The sequence below is a fragment of the Brenneria sp. L4-2C genome (assembly GCF_040240335.1).
In the GTDB taxonomy this organism is placed as follows: Bacteria; Pseudomonadota; Gammaproteobacteria; order Enterobacterales; family Enterobacteriaceae; genus Brenneria.
Genome location: NZ_JBEIAC010000016.1, coordinates 50,662 through 68,208, shown reverse-complemented (window position 1 = coordinate 68,208; position 17,547 = coordinate 50,662). Strand labels below are relative to the sequence as shown.

General features: G+C 52.4%; 14 protein-coding genes, 1 pseudogene and 1 riboswitch. Of the genes and pseudogenes, 10 read left to right on the top strand and 5 right to left on the bottom strand.

Annotated elements, in window-relative coordinates; genetic code table 11:
- Window positions 1–79: 79 nt before the first annotated feature.
- Window positions 80–760 (top strand): DNA-3-methyladenine glycosylase family protein, encoded by a 681-nt coding sequence (locus tag ABRZ26_RS19115; protein WP_319605709.1) that lies wholly within the window; start codon window positions 80–82, stop codon window positions 758–760.
- 37 nt (window positions 761–797) lie between these two features.
- Here ABRZ26_RS19115 and ABRZ26_RS19110 read toward each other — a convergent pair whose 3' ends face one another.
- Window positions 798–1,259 (bottom strand): multidrug/biocide efflux PACE transporter, encoded by a 462-nt coding sequence (locus tag ABRZ26_RS19110; RefSeq protein WP_319605745.1) that lies wholly within the window; start codon window positions 1,257–1,259, stop codon window positions 798–800.
- Here ABRZ26_RS19110 and ABRZ26_RS19105 point away from each other — a divergent pair.
- The 3 genes and pseudogenes from ABRZ26_RS19105 to tehB all read left to right on the top strand — a co-directional run.
- A pseudogene (locus ABRZ26_RS19105) lies at window positions 1,239–1,796 on the top strand (substrate-binding domain-containing protein); the annotation flags it as partial. The gene ABRZ26_RS19110 and the pseudogene ABRZ26_RS19105 overlap by 21 nt on opposite strands.
- Window positions 1,797–2,220: 424 nt before the next feature.
- The gene (gene fumA / locus ABRZ26_RS19100) at window positions 2,221–3,864 is read left to right on the top strand and encodes a class I fumarate hydratase FumA (protein ID WP_319605708.1); all 1,644 of its coding nucleotides are present in this window, start codon (window positions 2,221–2,223) and stop codon (window positions 3,862–3,864) included.
- Window positions 3,865–4,066: 202 nt separating this feature from the next.
- Window positions 4,067–4,927 carry an SAM-dependent methyltransferase TehB gene (gene tehB, locus ABRZ26_RS19095; protein WP_319605707.1) on the top strand — a complete coding sequence of 287 codons (861 nt, stop codon included), beginning with the start codon at window positions 4,067–4,069 and terminating at the stop codon, window positions 4,925–4,927.
- Window positions 4,928–5,021: 94 nt separating this feature from the next.
- Here tehB and ABRZ26_RS19090 read toward each other — a convergent pair whose 3' ends face one another.
- Window positions 5,022–6,572 carry an alpha/beta hydrolase-fold protein gene (locus ABRZ26_RS19090; protein ID WP_319605744.1) on the bottom strand — a complete coding sequence of 517 codons (1,551 nt, stop codon included), beginning with the start codon at window positions 6,570–6,572 and terminating at the stop codon, window positions 5,022–5,024.
- Window positions 6,573–6,801: 229 nt separating this feature from the next.
- Here ABRZ26_RS19090 and ABRZ26_RS19085 point away from each other — a divergent pair, with 229 nt between their 5' ends.
- Window positions 6,802–9,012 (top strand): TonB-dependent siderophore receptor, encoded by a 2,211-nt coding sequence (locus ABRZ26_RS19085; RefSeq protein WP_319605706.1) that lies wholly within the window; start codon window positions 6,802–6,804, stop codon window positions 9,010–9,012.
- Window positions 9,013–9,086: 74 nt separating this feature from the next.
- Here the strand turns inward: ABRZ26_RS19085 and ribB are convergent, their stop codons facing one another.
- Window positions 9,087–9,740: a 3,4-dihydroxy-2-butanone-4-phosphate synthase gene (gene ribB / locus ABRZ26_RS19080; RefSeq protein ID WP_319605705.1), complete on the bottom strand. Its 654-nt coding sequence runs from the start codon at window positions 9,738–9,740 to the stop codon at window positions 9,087–9,089.
- A 141-nt stretch (window positions 9,741–9,881) separates the two neighbouring features.
- Window positions 9,882–10,072: riboswitch (FMN riboswitch) on the bottom strand.
- Window positions 10,073–10,287: 215 nt separating this feature from the next.
- Here ribB and ubiK point away from each other — a divergent pair.
- Window positions 10,288–10,572 (top strand): ubiquinone biosynthesis accessory factor UbiK, encoded by a 285-nt coding sequence (gene ubiK / locus ABRZ26_RS19075; protein WP_319605704.1) that lies wholly within the window; start codon window positions 10,288–10,290, stop codon window positions 10,570–10,572.
- Window positions 10,573–10,614: 42 nt separating this feature from the next.
- Here ubiK and yjeH read toward each other — a convergent pair whose 3' ends face one another.
- Together yjeH and zipA are read right to left on the bottom strand one after the other, a co-directional pair.
- Entirely contained in the window at window positions 10,615–11,868 is a 1,254-nt protein-coding gene (yjeH, locus tag ABRZ26_RS19070) for an L-methionine/branched-chain amino acid transporter (protein WP_319605703.1), read from the bottom strand.
- A gap of 112 nt (window positions 11,869–11,980) precedes the next feature.
- Window positions 11,981–12,943 (bottom strand): cell division protein ZipA, encoded by a 963-nt coding sequence (zipA, locus tag ABRZ26_RS19065; RefSeq protein ID WP_319605702.1) that lies wholly within the window; start codon window positions 12,941–12,943, stop codon window positions 11,981–11,983.
- 223 nt (window positions 12,944–13,166) lie between these two features.
- On the opposite strand from zipA, the gene cysZ reads away from it, so the two are divergent.
- The 4 genes from cysZ (at window position 13,167) to ptsI (ending at window position 17,546) form a co-directional block, all read left to right on the top strand.
- On the top strand, window positions 13,167–13,940 hold the full coding sequence (cysZ, locus tag ABRZ26_RS19060; protein ID WP_319605701.1) for a sulfate transporter CysZ: 774 nt from the start codon (window positions 13,167–13,169) through the stop codon (window positions 13,938–13,940).
- Window positions 13,941–14,091: 151 nt separating this feature from the next.
- The gene (gene cysK / locus ABRZ26_RS19055; RefSeq protein WP_319605700.1) at window positions 14,092–15,060 is read left to right on the top strand and encodes a cysteine synthase A; all 969 of its coding nucleotides are present in this window, start codon (window positions 14,092–14,094) and stop codon (window positions 15,058–15,060) included.
- Window positions 15,061–15,502: 442 nt separating this feature from the next.
- On the top strand, window positions 15,503–15,760 hold the full coding sequence (ptsH, locus tag ABRZ26_RS19050; RefSeq protein WP_005971891.1) for a phosphocarrier protein Hpr: 258 nt from the start codon (window positions 15,503–15,505) through the stop codon (window positions 15,758–15,760).
- A 58-nt stretch (window positions 15,761–15,818) separates the two neighbouring features.
- Complete coding sequence (gene ptsI / locus ABRZ26_RS19045; RefSeq protein WP_319605699.1) at window positions 15,819–17,546, top strand: phosphoenolpyruvate-protein phosphotransferase PtsI; 1,728 nt, start codon at window positions 15,819–15,821, stop codon at window positions 17,544–17,546.
- Window position 17,547: the final 1 nt, after the last annotated feature.

The window sequence follows — 17,547 nt, the reverse complement described above, 5'->3', positions numbered from 1 at the left end:
GTATGGCGATCGGACTATACTCTCGCCTGTACTCGGCGTCCTGGCGCTTAATATTATCATCTGGCAGGTAAACGCGTTTATGACATCCCATCGTCTTCAGGATTTTCACCAGCAGGCCAAGGCCCACCTTGGTGCGATCAATACGCGCTGGGTCCGGCTGATATCGCACATCGGCGACTGTCGGCATCAAACGGCGCCGCACAGGGAACCCTACGAAGCCTTGATACGCGCGGTGGCGCACCAGCAACTGACCACCCGGGCGGGCGACGCCATGGTGGCTAAACTGCTGCGCTTACACGACGAAGCCGGCCAGGTCTTTCCCAGCGCGGAGCAAATCGCGGCATGTTCCGCCGAGACGCTCAGACAGTGCGGCTTTTCCGCCCGTAAGGTCGAAACGCTGCATGCCATCGCGCAGGGCGCGCTCAGCGGAACGGTACCTACCCTGGAACAGGCGCTGACAATGGATGACGAAACCCTTATCGAACAGCTTTGCGCGCTAAAAGGCATCGGCCGCTGGACGGTGGAAATGTTTCTGATTTACTCGCTTGAACGAACGGACATTATGCCGCTGGACGATCTGGGGATTAAACAAGGGCTACGCTATGTTTACGATCTACAGGCAGCGCCGACTCGTCATACCTTGCGTGAATTGAGCCACGCCTGTCGACCTTATCGCACCATTGCATCCTGGTATTTGTGGCGCGCTCCGTCACTGCCGGCGTATCAGGAGGTTAAAGCGACGTGGCGGCAGCAACGCTGACGCCGCGGCTTACGGCCATATATCTGCCGCGCGAGCGTCAGCGCAGGCGAGAATGCGCCGACATGCGGCAGGCGTTCATCGCACGGCGGCGAATAATGCGCCCGCGCAGGATATCGTAGCACCAGTTGTATGCCAGGGTATAAGGCAGGAAGAACAGGAAAAAACCGATCTCGACCGCCAGCGCCTGCCACAGCGTAATATTCAGCATCCACGCCGCCAGCGGCAGGCCGATAAAAATAAATCCGCCCTCAAATCCCAGCGTATGGGCTATCCGCAGCGGCAGACGCCGTTTCACCCGGCCGGCGGGCCAAAGCCCGTCAAATATCGCGTTATAAATCATGTTCCAGATCATCGCCACGCTGGATAACAACATCGCCAGCGCCCCGATATCAAATAGCGGCTTATTCAGCATCCAGGCCCCAGCGGGCGCGCAAATCAGCAGGGCGATAATTTCAAATCCCAGCGCATGAAAAATGCGTTCGCGCAGCGCTTTCCCGATATTGAGTTTGAATGCCTGATTGCCGAAGATGACGATGTGATTGATTTACTGCAATCCCAGCGCGCGCATGTCGGGCTGGTGCAGGCGCAACCCGCTTATCCGCCGGACATCGCGGTTTCCCGATCGCAGATAAAAACAGAAATGGCGGTATTCGTTGCGGCCGCCCACCCGCTGGCGGCGGAAAAAAACGTCACCCGCAGCCAGCTTGCCACCGCGCGCCAACTTTATCTCAACACCTATAAACGCGGCGATAAATTGCAGGCTGAAGGCGCCGTCTGGTCGGCGCCCTCCTACCTGATGCTGCTGGAGATGGCGGAGCAGGGTTTCGGCTGGAGCATCCTGCCGCGCTGGCTGGTTTCACAATTCGGTCACCAGCTTTTAGTTGAGCTGCCCGTCGCCGGCTGGCCGCAGCAGATTGAAGTGGATATCGCCTGGTCTAAACCCCATCCGCCCGGGCCGGCCGGCTTATGGATGATTGATAACCTGCTCGCTCAGCAGGAAATGACCGCTATTTCACCGACAAAATCGCGCCCGTAAACAATAAAGCGCAACGCTTCAAATGGCGATTGCGCTGCGTTTCGCTTATATTATTTTGCGCTTAGGCAATAGCTTTAAAAAATTAACCGCGTACATTAACATCTTATTTTTCCCAACCCCGCCACCTTAATTAAGTAATTTAAATAAATTACTTAATTAATATAACCCTGCTAATTAAAGCTATTTCATTACAATGATTTTACTTTCTCCATGAGGTTATAAATAAAAAGTATTTTCCCGATTTTCTTGCCAATTATGTGATGCAGCGAAGTGGTTCTAGCCGGCGTAAAACCATACTATTATAGGGATTATTGCTTTTGCATTTGTGCCCGATGCGTATGCAGCCAGTCAAGCCTTATGCGAAGGTTATTAGCATCATGCAGGATATAAACCCACTAATAATGCGAACGCAAGTGAGAAAAAAATGTCGACTAAACCCTTTTATTACCAAGATCCTTTTCCACTTAGTAAGGATGACACCGAATATCGCCTTCTCAGCAGCGACTTTGTTTCTGTTACGCAATTTGAAGGACAGGATATTCTGAAAATCGAACCGGAAGCGCTTACCCTTCTCGCCCAGCAAGCCTTCCATGACGCCTCTTTCTTTCTTCGCCCTTCTCATCAGCAGCAGGTCGCCAGCATCCTTCACGACCCCGAAGCCAGCGAGAACGACAAATACGTCGCGCTGCAATTTCTGCGCAACTCTGAAATCGCCGCCAAAGGCATTCTGCCGACCTGTCAGGATACCGGCACGGCGATTATCGTCGGCAAGAAAGGCCAACGGGTCTGGACCGGCATTAATGACGCCGAAGCGTTGTCCCATGGCGTTTACAACACATTCACCGAAGATAACCTGCGCTACTCGCAGAATGCCGCGCTGGATATGTACAAAGAGGTCAACACCGGCACCAATCTGCCGGCGCAGATCGATCTCTACAGCACCGAGGGCGAAGAGTATAAATTCCTGTTCGTCAGCAAAGGCGGCGGTTCCGCCAACAAAACCTATCTGTATCAGGAAACCAAGGCGCTGCTGAACCCCGAAAAGTTGAAATCCTTTTTGCTGGATAAAATGCGCTCGCTGGGTACGGCCGCCTGTCCGCCATACCATATCGCCTTTGTCGTCGGCGGCACCTCCGCCGAAACCACGCTGAAGACCGTCAAGCTGGCGTCGACCAAATATTACGATGAACTGCCCACCGAAGGTAATGAACACGGTCAGGCATTCCGCGATCTCGCGCTGGAGCAGGAACTGCTGCAAGCCGCGCGCGATTTCGGCCTGGGCGCGCAGTTCGGCGGTAAATATTTCGCCCACGATGTGCGCGTTATCCGTCTGCCGCGTCACGGCGCGTCCTGCCCGGTCGGGATGGGCGTCTCCTGTTCGGCTGACCGCAATATCAAAGGGAAAATCAATCGCAAAGGGGTTTGGCTGGAGCAGCTTGAACACAATCCGGGTAAATATATCCCCGAAGAGCTGCGTCAGGCGGGTGAAGGCGATGCGGTGAAAATCGACCTTAACCGCCCGATGCCGGAAATTCTGAAAGAGCTGTCGCAATACCCGGTTTCCACCCGCCTTTCCCTGACCGGCACCATCATCGTCGGTCGCGATATCGCCCATGCCAAACTGAAAGAGCGTCTGGATAACGGCGAAGGCCTGCCGCAATACGTTAAGGATCACCCAATCTATTACGCCGGCCCGGCGAAAACCCCCGCCGGTTACGCTTCCGGCTCATTAGGCCCGACAACGGCCGGACGCATGGACTCCTACGTGGATCTGCTGCAAGCCAACGGCGGCAGCATGATCATGCTGGCGAAAGGCAACCGCAGCCAGCAGGTGACCGATGCCTGTCACAAACACGGCGGTTTCTATCTCGGCAGCATCGGCGGCCCGGCGGCCATTCTGGCGCAGAACAGCATCAAGAGCCTGACCTGCGTGGAATACCCGGAACTGGGTATGGAAGCCATCTGGAAGATTGAAGTGGAAGACTTCCCGGCCTTTATTCTGGTTGATGATAAAGGCAACGATTTCTACCAGATAATCCAGTCCTCGCAATGCGCAAAATGTAGTTAAGGTCACGGAATACCCCGACATTTCGCCGGGGTATTTTTATCTTAATCCCCAACCAACCTGACTGGGAACATCCCCACTGTTACCGCAGCGAAAGCGATTCCATATCTCGCCGCCAACAAAGATGCATTCAAAATACATTTTTATAGTCAACCTGTGTGCGGCTTTATAGAATACGGTAATAAACCTATCCACCGAGGTAACCATGCAAGATCTCATTTGCTATAAAAAAATGCCGCGCTGGAACAGCCATACGCTGCCGGCCGCTTTTCGGGAAAAACACAACACGCAGGAGGGAACCTGGGCCAGACTGGCCATTCTGCAAGGAGAAATGACCTTTTCTCTGTTAAATGAAAATGGCGATACGCAGGAAACACATCATTTCTGCGCACAACATCAACCATCGTTTATTGCGCCGCAGGTCTGGCACCGCATCGTTTCCTTTTCTGACGATCTCGAATGTCAGTTAAGCTTTTTCTGCACGCCGGAAGATTTCTATCGAAAAAAATATGAGCTTTCCCGCACGCATTCCGATGTAATTGACGCCATGCGCTACATCCAGCCCGGCAAAACGCTGGATTTAGGCTGCGGCGGCGGACGCAACGCCCTGTATTTGAATCTGCGCGGCTTTGACGTCACCGCCTACGACAAAAACCAGCACAGCATTGACGCGTTGAATGACATTATCAAAAGCGAAGCGCTGAAGAACATTCAGGCCCGCGTTTACAATATCAACCTGGCGGAAATCGGGGAACAGTACGATTTTATTCTCTCGACCGTGGTGTTCATGTTTCTGGAGCGCGAGCGCATTCCACACATTGTTCGCAATATGCAGGAACATACGGCACAGGGCGGATATAACCTGATCGTCGCCGCCATGTCGACCGATGACTATCCCTGTCCCATTCCGTTTTCCTTCACGTTTAAAGCGGGGGAACTGAAGAACTATTATGCCGAATGGGAAATCGTCAAATATAACGAAGACATCGGCGAATTACATAAAACCGACGAGAACGGCAACCGAATAAAACTACGCTTCGCCACGCTGCTGGCAAGAAAGCAATAGACGATGGAAATGGCTTTATCTCTCAGGTAATCAGCCGACGATCCCCGTCACCGCTCACCGATGACGGGGATTCAGACTTGCCGCCGCTAGGTTGCTAACGCAACAGCGCCTTTATGCCATGCGGTATGGCCTCACACCAGCTGATATAGTCATGCCCGCTGGATCTTTCGGCATGCTCGACATCGTAGCCTTTACTTTTCAATAGGTCATAAAAATGGCGATTGTTCATTAATATGCCGCCGTTATCGCCTCTGTTTTCAAAACGACCCGCCTCAAGATAAAAACGAATCGCCTTCTTATCGGATGCGGCAAACTGTCTGATTAGCCATTCACCCTCTTCGTCTTTCGGCGCCCACCAGTACGAACCCGACATGCTCAGCACGTTGCCAAATATCGCCGGATATTGATAAGCCACCCAGGCCGAGGCAAGCCCGCCATAGCTGGAGCCGGAAACAATGGTTTTATCCGCCGTCGTATTAATCCCTTTCTGCGCCAACCAGGGTATTAATTCTTTGGCCATAAAATCCGCAAAATCGGGGTTAGGGGGAAGCTCTTTCTCTCTGGTTTCCGCATCGATAACATCAACAAAAACCAAGGTGACAGGAGGGATTTCTTTATCCGCTATCAGCTTATCCAGCACCTTATGTATATGATATTTCTTCATATACGTCTTTCCATCAAACAGAAACACCACATTTCGAGCCTGGTTATCGCCGTGACTCAACGTCGGTTCGTAAATCGCAATTTCACGATTGTTTTTCAACGTTGGGCTATAAAAGGTAAAAGAATTAACCACGCCGTGCAGTTTCTGGCCATCAGACAATCGGGCGCGGCAGACTTTATCGCCCGCTAAATTCAACAATGAATGATGATTATATTTATCCTCGGATGGATAAGGGCTGGCCTGAGGATTAAGCGGATCCGCCTGGGCGGTAATCAAAATCGCTCTGCGCTGCTCCCGCGCCGACGAGGTTATTTCAGGTACATCCGGCGCGATTTTATATGACATCAGGGTATCGGCGGGGACGATATAGCTGCGAAACCAGACATCGCTGCCCGGCAAATGAAATAACGGATCGTGATCGCCGGAAGGCGCGCCCAGAATATACGCATTCTGTCGCGCGCCGCGCCAAAGAAAAGTCACAATACGGTTCTGCTCATCGTAAGGCTCGACCATCGGCGCGCCGGATAACGTCCGCTCCCGCCAAAATTCCGTACTCTTTCCACCGCTATCGATAGACGTTTTTAACCGGGTTATCGTTGGGCTGATAATTTCATTTTGCAGCTCAACCTTCAGGGGAACGGCGGTATGTGGTATCAACTGAATTTGATATTGATCCGAGGGATTGCCGCGAATAACAAAGGTATATTTTTTATCCTGATGAATATCAAATACCCCCTTGTTCTCCGATGTTATCGGCATATCGGCAAACAAAGTGCGAATATGCTTGCGCTGCTCATCGGCCAGAACGAGCGCGCTTCCCCCTTTAAGCACCACATTAAAATAAAAACCCGCCTGCAACGGCAGTGTAAAACAATCTTTTCCCTGTGAATTAAATTGCCCCCGAATAACCGAATCGGACGCGTCCAGCGACTCATGTCTGCACGTTTCGGCATAAACGTTGGCGGCCCCCAATGACATCATCACAGCCACGACTCCGCTCATTTTCAAGTGTTTCACATTCACCCTGCCATACATGAAGTTGACGTTAAAGATTGGCAAATCAATTTTGATCAGGCTATCACAAACATATAAATACAAATAGCAATCATTGGCATTTACATTTATTAATATGTTACCGTTTGAGCCGCGGAATATAAAACGCATTCCTAAAACCATATTTTTTACATTTATTTAAAGAGTTAAATACATTATGTCTCATAAAAAAACAGGGCTGGGTAAGAAAACACGACGACTGGACGGGCGCTTCTCCCGTCTGTTATTGACCACCACCGCCACACTGCTCCCATGCTCGTTGGCCGCGGCGGCGACCACAACCAACTATGCGGAGCCGGGGAAGGCGGAGACGCTGGTCGTTACCGCTCAGGCGAATGAAAATCCGACGGCGCCACTGAAAGGTTTTGTCGCCAAGAAAAGCACCTCTGGAACGAAAACGGCGACGGAACTGGTCAAAACGCCGCAATCCGTTTCCGTCGTCACCCGCGATCAAATGGATGTACAGGACGTCTCTTCCGTTTCGCAGGCATTGCGCTATACGCCCGGCGTCTTCACTGAGTATCGGGGCAATTCAAACCGCTATGACGAGTTGTTCATCCGTGGATTCAGCTACGCGCCGCGTTTTTTGGATGGATTAAGTTACGGCAATACGGCGGCGTCGCAGAATGGCTCGGTTGAGCCGTGGCTGCTGGAGCGCGTGGAAGTCGTCCGTGGCCCGGCCTCCGTTTTGTACGGCCAGGTCAGCCCCGGCGGTTTGATCAATATGATCAGCAAGCGCCCCACCACGGAAAATATCCGCAAAATTCAATTTAAAACCGGCGACGACCATTTAGCGCAGGCCGCATTGGATTTAGGCGGGAAATTGAATGATGAAGGCACGCTGTTTTACCGGCTGAACGCCATTGGCCGCACAAAAAACTCCCAGGTAAAAGACGTTAAAGAACAGCGTTTTGCCATTGCGCCATCCATCACCTATCAGCCCAATAGCGATACCAGCTTTACCCTGCTGACCAGTTTCCAGCGCGACCCTAAAGCCGGATACAGAAACTTTTTACCGGCCTCCGGAACGGTATTTAATACGGCGCAGGGCAAAATCCCGCGCGATTTCAACGTGAGCGATCCTAATTACAACGAATCCTGGCGTGAACAAAAATCCATCGGCTATCTGTTCGAGCACATCATTAATGATGTCTTTACCGTACGTCAGAACGTACGGTACTCGGATATCGAGCAACGCTACCGCTACCTGGTATTCGGCAATCTTGTGCAAGAAAATACGACCCTATTAAACCGGTTTGCGCAGGTAGAATGGCGCAAAACCCAGGAAATGACGGTCGATAACCAGCTTGGCGCGCAATTCAACACCGGCGGATTGGAACACAACGTATTGGCCGGTCTTGATTATAAATGGAATAAAGACAAGCAAACGCTGAACAGAAACAGAACCTCCAGTCCTATCGACTGGACCAGCCCGCAGTACGGGCTGAGCTTCGATGAAAGCACCTTCAATCCGCTGACCAATCAGCGTCAGATGCTTGATCAGATTGGCGTTTATCTCCAGGATCAGATGGAATGGAATAACTGGAACCTGCTGTTGTCCGGCCGGCAGGATTGGGCCGAAGTCAGAACTTACAACCACCTGACGAGTAGCCAGGATCAGCAGAATGACCATAAACTGACGGGACGCGCGGGGCTGCTATATGCCTTCGACAATGGGATTTCGCCTTACATCAGCGCCAGCACCTCATTCGAACCGGTGCTGCAACGTAATACCAACAGCAGCAGGTCCTTTGACCCCACCACCGGCCGCCAGTACGAAGTCGGGGTAAAATACCAGCCTCGCGACAGCGAGACCATGATGTCGGTGGCGCTGTATGACTTACAGCAAACCAACCTGCTGACGCGGGAAAACAGCCTGGTCGATTATAAACAAATCGGTAAGGTCGGTTCACGCGGCGTGGAAACCGAGTTACGTTCCAAGCTGACGGACGAACTGAGCGTCATCGCCACTTATTCCTATACCGACGCCAAAACCAAACGTACCGAAGTTGCGGGGACGGAAGGGAAAAAACTCGCACGCGTTCCCGCCCACCTCGCCTCCCTGTGGGGTAACTATGAATTCCAGAGCGGTCGGTTAGCCGGGCTGAGCGCCGGCGTCGGCGCCCGCTACGTCGGCAGTTCATATGGCGATACGAAAAACAGCTTCAAGGTGCCGTCGGTCAACCTGTATGACGCCATGCTGGGCTATGACTTAGGCAAAGCGGCACCCCAGCTAAAAGGCGCGTCAATCCAGGTCAACGTCAACAACCTGTTTGATAAAGACTATGTCGCCTCATGCGCCTCCACCACCTCTTGTTTCTATGGCATTGGCAGAACCACGACATTAACGGTGAACTACAGTTGGTAAACTGATCAGCGCTGAGAGATATGATAAAGGGCCGAGATCGTCGGCCCTTGATTAGCGATTGGCTTGCGGGAAAATCAGCTCGCTTTACGTTCCGCCGCCTGACGGTACGTCACGATATCTTCAATGGTTAATACCGGCATATTATGCTGCTTGGCAAAAGCGATCACTTCCGGCGCCCGCGCCATGGAACCGTCATCGTTGCTCAGTTCGCACAGTACGCCCGCCGGTTTCAACCCTGCCAACGTCGCCAAGTCTACCGACGCTTCGGTATGTCCGCCGCGAGTTAACACGCCGCCCGGCTGAGCGCGCAGCGGGAAAACATGCCCGGGGTGATTCAAATCGCTCGGTTTGGCGCCATCGGCGATTGCCGCACGGATGGTGGTGATACGGTCAGCCGCGGAGACGCCGGTAGTGACGCCTTCGGCCGCTTCGATAGTGACGGTGAACGCGGTCTGATAGTGACTGGAGTTATGCGCCACCATCATCGGTAATTCCAGTTGCTGACGACGCTCTTCCGTCAGGCACAGGCAAACAATGCCGCTGCCGTGGCGGATGGTCAGCGCCATTTGTTCTACGGTCATATTTTCAGCCGCAAAAATCATGTCACCTTCGTTTTCACGATCTTCATCGTCCAGCACCAGTACGCCACGACCTTGACGCAGAGCGTCAAGCGCATGTTCCACACGTTCAAGCGGAGTGCCAAATTCAGAAAGTAATGTCTGATTCATGGTAAAAAACCTCAATGTTATTATGGATTACCAGAATCAGGGCGAGACTAAGGAGTCACCGTCGCAACAGACTGCATTGCAAGGGCTAAAAAATAACGCGAGTGGGTAAACGCTATAATCATATCATTACCCGACAGGTACCGTTACTCTCTCCCGTCCGGACTCTAACCGTCGGCTCCGGAATTACACCGGATCTGCTGACCTCACACAGGTAAACCGAACTCTTCGTCGGGAAACCAAACAGTGAGCGCTCGCGGGCTTCCAACGCGTATATAACAATATACGGCTGGTTTACCGCCGGTGGGGAATTACACCCCGCCCTGAGAATAAGCGGATTTACTATAACGCCAATGAAGTAACAGGGCAATTGATTAGCCACAAGAAATGTGATGCGACGCCAGGGAATAATCGCCGGGCGCCGCCCATCGATTTCAGACGAAAACTTGAAAGATGAACAGGATAAATGTGAGTTTTAGTTTATCCCTCCTCTAACTAGCATTACACTAAACGCTATAATCATCCGAAATCACATAATCAGGAAAGCGCCATGATTGACCCGAAAAAGATTGAACAGATCGCCCGTCAGGTGCATGAGTCCATGCCGAAAGGCATCCGGGAATTGGGCGACGATGTAGAGAAGAAAATTCGCCAGGTGTTACAGGCGCAGTTTAGCCGGCTTGACTTAGTCAATCGCGAAGAGTTTGACGTGCAGACTCAGGTACTGCTGCGCACCCGTGAGAAAATCGCCCGGTTGGAACAGCGTCTGACCGAGCTGGAAGCGAAATTCTCCGACGCGGAGAAGCCGACGACCACCGAGCCAGATAGCGAATAAACGATATCACCGACGCCTCCGCCGCCTGACGGAGGCGTTGCATCAATGCAGCGCCAGTTGCGTTTGTTTATGCGGCAGAAAAAGCCAGAGCAACGCCAGCATAATTAACGCATAAAGCGATTTCCAACCGATCATCAATAACAGCGCGCAGCAAAGCAGGCTGCCGATCATCGCCATAACTCTGGCCCGCCCTTTCAGCAGACGCCATCCCGACAGCATACACAGCAGATAGATCAAAACAAAAACCCCGTTCGCATAAACGATAAGCCGTTCAAGCGGCAGTTGCAGCCAATAAATCAGCAGGCAACTCACCACGCAACATGCCACCACCACAAACAGCGCATTGGCCGGCGCCTGCCCGGCGGAAAGTTTGGTCAGCGCGCTGCCCGTCGGCGCCTGCGACCATACCAGGCGGGCAAAACCCTGGGTATAGATATTCACTGAAGCGAAACAGGCCAGATACCCGACGATACAGGCAATCCACAACCCTTGCTCGCCGAACAGCTGTACGACAATGCGCGGCAGCGACGAGGTAGCGCTCCAGCCTTCCCCATAAGCATGAAAATGCAGCACGGCGACGGTGCATCCCCAATAAACCGCGCCGGCCACCAACATCCCTATCAGCAACGCCCGGGGAAAATCACGTTCAGGCGAGCGGAACTCGGTCGCCATATGCGCGAAAGCTTCCAGACCGACAAAGCACCAGAACATCACCGCCAGCGAACTGAAGGTATTCGGCCAGGAGAGCGCATCGAGCGCCGGCCAGTCGATATGGGCGGGAGCGATCCCGCCCCGCCACCAGATGGCGGCCACCAAACCGACCACCAGCAGGGCGATGACGATCTGAATATTGCCGCTCGCCCCCGCGCTGCGCATCCCCAGCAACCCTATCCCGCCAAGCGTCAGCAATTGCACCAGCAATAGCCCATGCGGCCCCCAGCCAAACGCGGCCTGCCAGAAACCGGCGGCAATCTGCAACGCGGCAGGTAAACCAAGCGGGATAACCGAAAGAAATAACCAGCCGCTGACCCGAGCCAGACGAGGGCCAAACGCCAGACTGACGAAATGGGCGGTTCCGCCCGCGTTGGGAAAGTGCTGTCCCAGCGCCGCAAAGCCAATCGCGATAGGGAAAACCAAAAGAATCAACAGCGGCCAGGCCCACAAGCTATCCTGCTGGGCAATCTGAGCGACCAGCGCCGGTACGGCAAAAACGCCGGTTCCCAGCAACGAGGTTGAAAGCAGTCCGACGCCTTGGATCATGCCCAGATCCTGTTTTAATCCTTTTGCTTCACTCACAGCCATTAATCCTATTTTTCAATACGTTTCCGTCACCGACCCTCGGCAGGTAACCCATGAAGTAAAAAAGCCCCCGTAAAAGGAGGCTTTCAAAACAACGATTCGTTCCGCGTCAGGAATTGGCTTTCAAGACATCCCGAATTCGCGCTTTGTAAGATTCGACTTTCTGCGGCGTCATCATTCGGCGCTCGTCATCAAGCACAACGCCGCCGACATCATCCGCTATACGCTGCGCCGATTGCAGCATCAGTTTGAAGTTCTGACCGGCATCGCCATAAGAAGGCACCATCATAAACATGGATACGCCGGGGGTGGTAAAGTCCGACATTTCATCCGGATTAAACGAACCGGGTTTCACCATGTTGGCCAGACTGAACAACACCGGCCCGGCGCCGGCAGGATTGACGTGACGATGGAAGATATTCATTTCCCCGAACTGGAACCCCGACTGCAATACGCTTTGCAACAGCAGTTCGCCGCCGATAACGCCGCCCTGATGCGCGGCGACGTGCAGAACCAAAACCGCTTCTTTCGGTTGCTCATTCTGCTCGGGTTGCGTCGAAGGCGATGGCGATTGAGCGGCCGTGGATGCATCTTGCTGCGCGCGCTCATGCACGTCATCCGCAGACACGGACTCATCAGCCGGCGTGAACGCTTTTCGCGGCGGCATATCCAGTTGAGGCTCAACGACTTTGGGACGGCCATCGCTATGAATCTGAGAACGCGGAGAATCAACCGGAGTGGCTTCGTCTAACAGCGGATCGTATGACGACGCGGATTGAGCAGGCGCATTTCCAAACGGCGACGGGGTTTCGGCGCGCGTTTCCTCATCCGCACCATAGCTGCCCAGGGAAGGCTCGTTCTGTGCGCGTCCACTCTTCACGCGAACCTCGCCGACGCCCTCGTCGAGCTCCTCAAGCGGGGTTTCATCCCGTTCTTTTTTCAAACGTTTAACCGGGCGATCACGAAAAAGGGACGAACGCTCTTTACGACTCGTCCACAAGCCGTGCAGTAACAGCGCTATTATAGCGATCGCACCAACGACGATTAATATCAGACGCAAGTCCTGCATCATTGCTATCCCAATTGTTCCAATACATTGCCACCGCGGCAAAGACTTATGTATCACTAACTCTATTTGCCTGCGTACACAAGTGCAAGTCTGCGCGGTACATTATGACAATAAAGATAGATACAACGCATTTTTTTGCTGTTTTTTCATCCAAATGCAGGCTGGTCAGTATAAAATCATCCCGATATGATGCAGCCATGCATAGACAACTGAGAATCCTGACTTCATGCCTTATTTAAAACCAGTTAGTAAACCACGCAGCGGCGTCCACTATTTTCTCGAAGGCTGGCGTTTGATTTCGCTGCCCGGCATCCGCCGTTTCGTCATACTGCCTTTACTGGTGAATATTCTGCTGATGGGCGGCGCGTTCTGGTGGCTCTTCACGCGCCTTGGCGATTGGATCCCCCAGGTTATGAGCCATATTCCGACATGGCTCCAGTGGCTTAGCTATCTGATCTGGCCGATCGCCGTGCTATCCATTTTATTGGTTTTCGGCTATCTGTTCAGCACCATCGCCAATTTCATCGCGGCCCCGTTCAACGGTCTGCTGGCCGAACAGCTGGAAGCGCGCCTGACCGGTCAGTCATTGCCCGACAGCGGCATACTGGGCATCGCCAAAGACGTTCCCCGCATTATGAAGCGGGAAGTCCAGAAGCTGGCTTATTACCTGCCGCGCGCCGTTGTTCTGCTGTTGCTCTATTTTATACCGGGGGTCGGACAGACTCTCGCGCCCGTGCTTTGGTTCCTGTTCAGCGCCTGGATGCTGGCTATTCAATATTGCGATTACCCTTTCGATAATCATAAAGTCAGCTTTCCCATCATGCGTCAGGCATTACGCCGGCATAAAGTGATCAATATGCAGTTTGGCGCGCTGATCAGCCTGTTTACGCTGATTCCGTTTCTGAATCTGGTCATTATGCCCGTGGCGGTTTGCGGCGCGACGGCGCTGTGGGCCGAGCGTTATCGCGATCTTTCCGCCGTGCGGCCAAAACAACCGTGAGAGCCGGCGCACATTGATGAATGTTTCACCTTGTAATGAAAACATATTTCCTAAGAACATAACGATATAGCAATTCTTTACTTCACTGACGGGTGCGAACGAGTATTCTCTCTATGTTCGCAAAAATTTCATACAGTTATAAGGACGGGCTATGAGCAAGATCTACGAAGACAATTCTTTTACAATCGGCCATACGCCGCTGGTTCGCCTGAACCGTATCGGCAACGGACGCATTCTGGCTAAGGTTGAATCGCGTAATCCCAGTTTCAGCGTTAAATGCCGTATCGGCTCCAATCTTATCTGGGATGCGGAAAAACGCGGCGTGCTGAAAAAAGGTGTCGAATTGGTCGAGCCTACCAGCGGCAATACCGGTATCGCTTTAGCCTACGTGGCCGCCGCCCGTGGTTACAAGCTGACGCTGACCATGCCCGAAACCATGAGTATCGAACGACGCAAGCTGCTGAAGGCCCTGGGCGCCAAACTGGTTCTCACTGAAGGCGCGAAAGGCATGAAAGGCGCCATCGCCAAGGCTGAGGAGATCGTCGCCAGCGATCCTGAACGTTACTTGCTGCTACAGCAGTTCAGCAACCCCGCCAACCCGGAAATTCATGAAAAAACCACCGGGCCGGAAATTTGGGAAGATACCGACGGCGCTGTCGACGTCTTTATCGCCGGCGTCGGTACGGGCGGTACGCTGACCGGGGTAAGCCGTTATATCAAGAATACCAAAGGCAAAGCCATCACCAGCGTGGCGGTAGAGCCGGCGGATTCTCCGGTGATCACCCAGGCATTGGCGGGTGAGGAGATCAAACCGGGTCCGCATAAGATTCAGGGGATCGGCGCCGGCTTCATTCCGGATAACCTCGATCTGAAACTGATTGACCGCGTAGAAAGAATCACTAACGAAGACGCCATCAGCACGGCTCGCCGTTTGATGGAAGAAGAAGGTATTTTGGCAGGGATCTCTTCAGGCGCCGCCGTTGCCGCCGCGCTGAATCTGCTAAAAGAGAAAGAATTTGAAGATAAAACCATCGTGGTTATCCTGCCCTCTTCCGGTGAACGTTACCTGAGTACCGCACTCTTCGCAGACCTCTTTACCGAGCAAGAATTGCAGCAATAAGTTTACTGACCGCCGCAGGGCATAAGTAAACCGAATGTTAAAAAAGCACCTATTCAGGTGCTTTTTTAGATGCATTTTTGTGGCGTAGTTCAAACTTTCCATCATATGTGGATTGCTTTTCTGGCTTAGGTCTAGTATTTAACCGAACAATTATTTCGATGCGTGAAATTAATAACCGCCAAGGAATCGCCCTTCGCTGAATCGATTTAACTGACGCAACAATGGTTGTATCATCGTTTTGCTTATCCGGTTCAAAGAAAGATTCAGGAACCAGGTGATGTTTGGTGGTATTTTATGCAGGAAATACTTTTGCGTTTCCTTGCCGCATCCCGGCCTGCCCCTGTAACATAATCAGGTGCTAACCACACAGGCTAAAGTTTACTGCATGCACTAAACTTTAGTTCCACAACATCAATCTAATCCATAAGTTGGGGAATACAGAATGTTCCAGCAAGAAGTGACTATTACCGCACCGAACGGCCTGCACACTCGTCCTGCTGCTCAGTTTGTCAAAGAAGCCAAAGGCTTTACTTCAGAAATCACCGTAACGTCGAACGGTAAAAGCGCCAGCGCAAAAAGTTTGTTCAAGTTACAGACACTCGGCTTAACTCAGGGTACTGTGGTTACCATCGCCGCAGAAGGTGAAGACGAACAGAAAGCTGTAGAACATCTGGTTAAACTAATGGCTGAGCTTGAGTAATAGACAAGCCTTACAGACAAGCTTTTTAGTGAACATCAGAATCGAGTAAGGTAGGGTTATGATTTCAGGCATATTAGTATCACCGGGTATCGCTTTTGGTAAGGCACTTTTGCTGAAAGAAGATGAAATAGTCATCAACCGGAAAAAAATCTCTGCGGATCAAGTAGAGCAAGAAGTTGAACGTTTTCTGACTGGCAGGGCCAAGGCCGCTAAACAGCTGGAAGCCATCAAGATCAAAGCGGGCAAAACGCTTGGCGCAGAGAAAGAAGCCATCTTCGAAGGCCACATCATGTTGCTGGAAGATGAAGAGTTCGAGCAGGAAATCATAGCCCTGATTAAAGAAGAGCATGCTTCTGCCGACGCGGCCGCGTATTCCGTCATTGAGAATCAGGCAAAAGCGCTCGAAGAGCTTGACGATGAATATCTGAAAGAACGTGCGGCGGACATGCGCGACATCGGCAAGCGTCTGCTGAAAAACATTCTTGGCATGACGATTATCGATCTGGGCGATATCGAAGACGAAGTCATCCTGGTCGCCGCCGACCTGACGCCGTCGGAAACCGCGCAGCTTAATCTGGATAAAGTACTGGGCTTCATTACCGACCTGGGCGGCCGTACTTCCCACACTTCCATCATGGCCCGCTCGCTGGAATTACCGGCGATTGTCGGCACCACGGATGCCACCAAACAAGTTAAAAACGGCGACTTCCTGATTCTGGATGCGGTCAACAACAAAATCTATCAGAATCCATCCGCTGAAGTTATCGACGAATTAAAGGCCGTTCAGCAACAATACAACACAGAGAAGCATGAACTTGCCAAACTGAAGGATCTGCCGGCCATCACGCTGGACGGTCATCAGGTGGAAGTGTGCGCCAATATCGGCACCGTACGCGATGTCGCCGGCGCGGAACGCAATGGCGCGGAAGGCGTTGGTCTGTATCGTACCGAATTCCTGTTTATGGATCGCGACTCCCTGCCGACCGAAGAAGAGCAGTTCCAGGCTTATAAAGCCGTTGCTGAAGCCGTTGGCGCCCAGGCCGTTATCGTGCGCACCATGGATATCGGCGGCGACAAAGACCTGCCGTACATGAACCTGCCGAAAGAAGAGAACCCATTCCTCGGCTGGCGCGCTATTCGTATCTGTCTGGATCGTAAAGAAATTCTTCATGCCCAGCTGCGCGCAATCCTGCGGGCGTCCGTATTCGGCAAGCTGCGCATCATGTTCCCGATGATCATCTCCGTCGAAGAAGTACAGGCGCTGAAAGCGGAACTGGAAATGCTGAAAGGCCAGTTGCGGGAAGAAGGCAAAGCATTCGACGAATCCATTGAAGTGGGTGTAATGGTTGAAACGCCGGCGGCGGCGACCATTGCTCACCATTTAGCGAAGGAAGTTGACTTCTTTAGTATTGGGACAAACGATTTAACCCAGTATACTCTGGCAGTTGATCGGGGTAATGAGCTGATCTCTCATCTCTATAACCCGATGTCCCCAGCAGTATTGACCCTGATTAAACAGGTGATTGACGCATCCCATGCCGAAGGTAAGTGGACAGGAATGTGTGGTGAGCTCGCTGGTGACGAACGTGCTACACTACTGTTATTGGGAATGGGTCTGGACGAATTCAGTATGAGTGCCATCTCTATCCCACGCATCAAGAAAATTATCCGTAATGCAAATTACGAAGATGCGAAGGCGCTGGCGGAACAGGCGTTAGCCCAACCAACGGCACAAGAGTTGAGCAACTTGGTGAGCCGCTTTATTAAAGAAAAAACGCTCTGCTGAG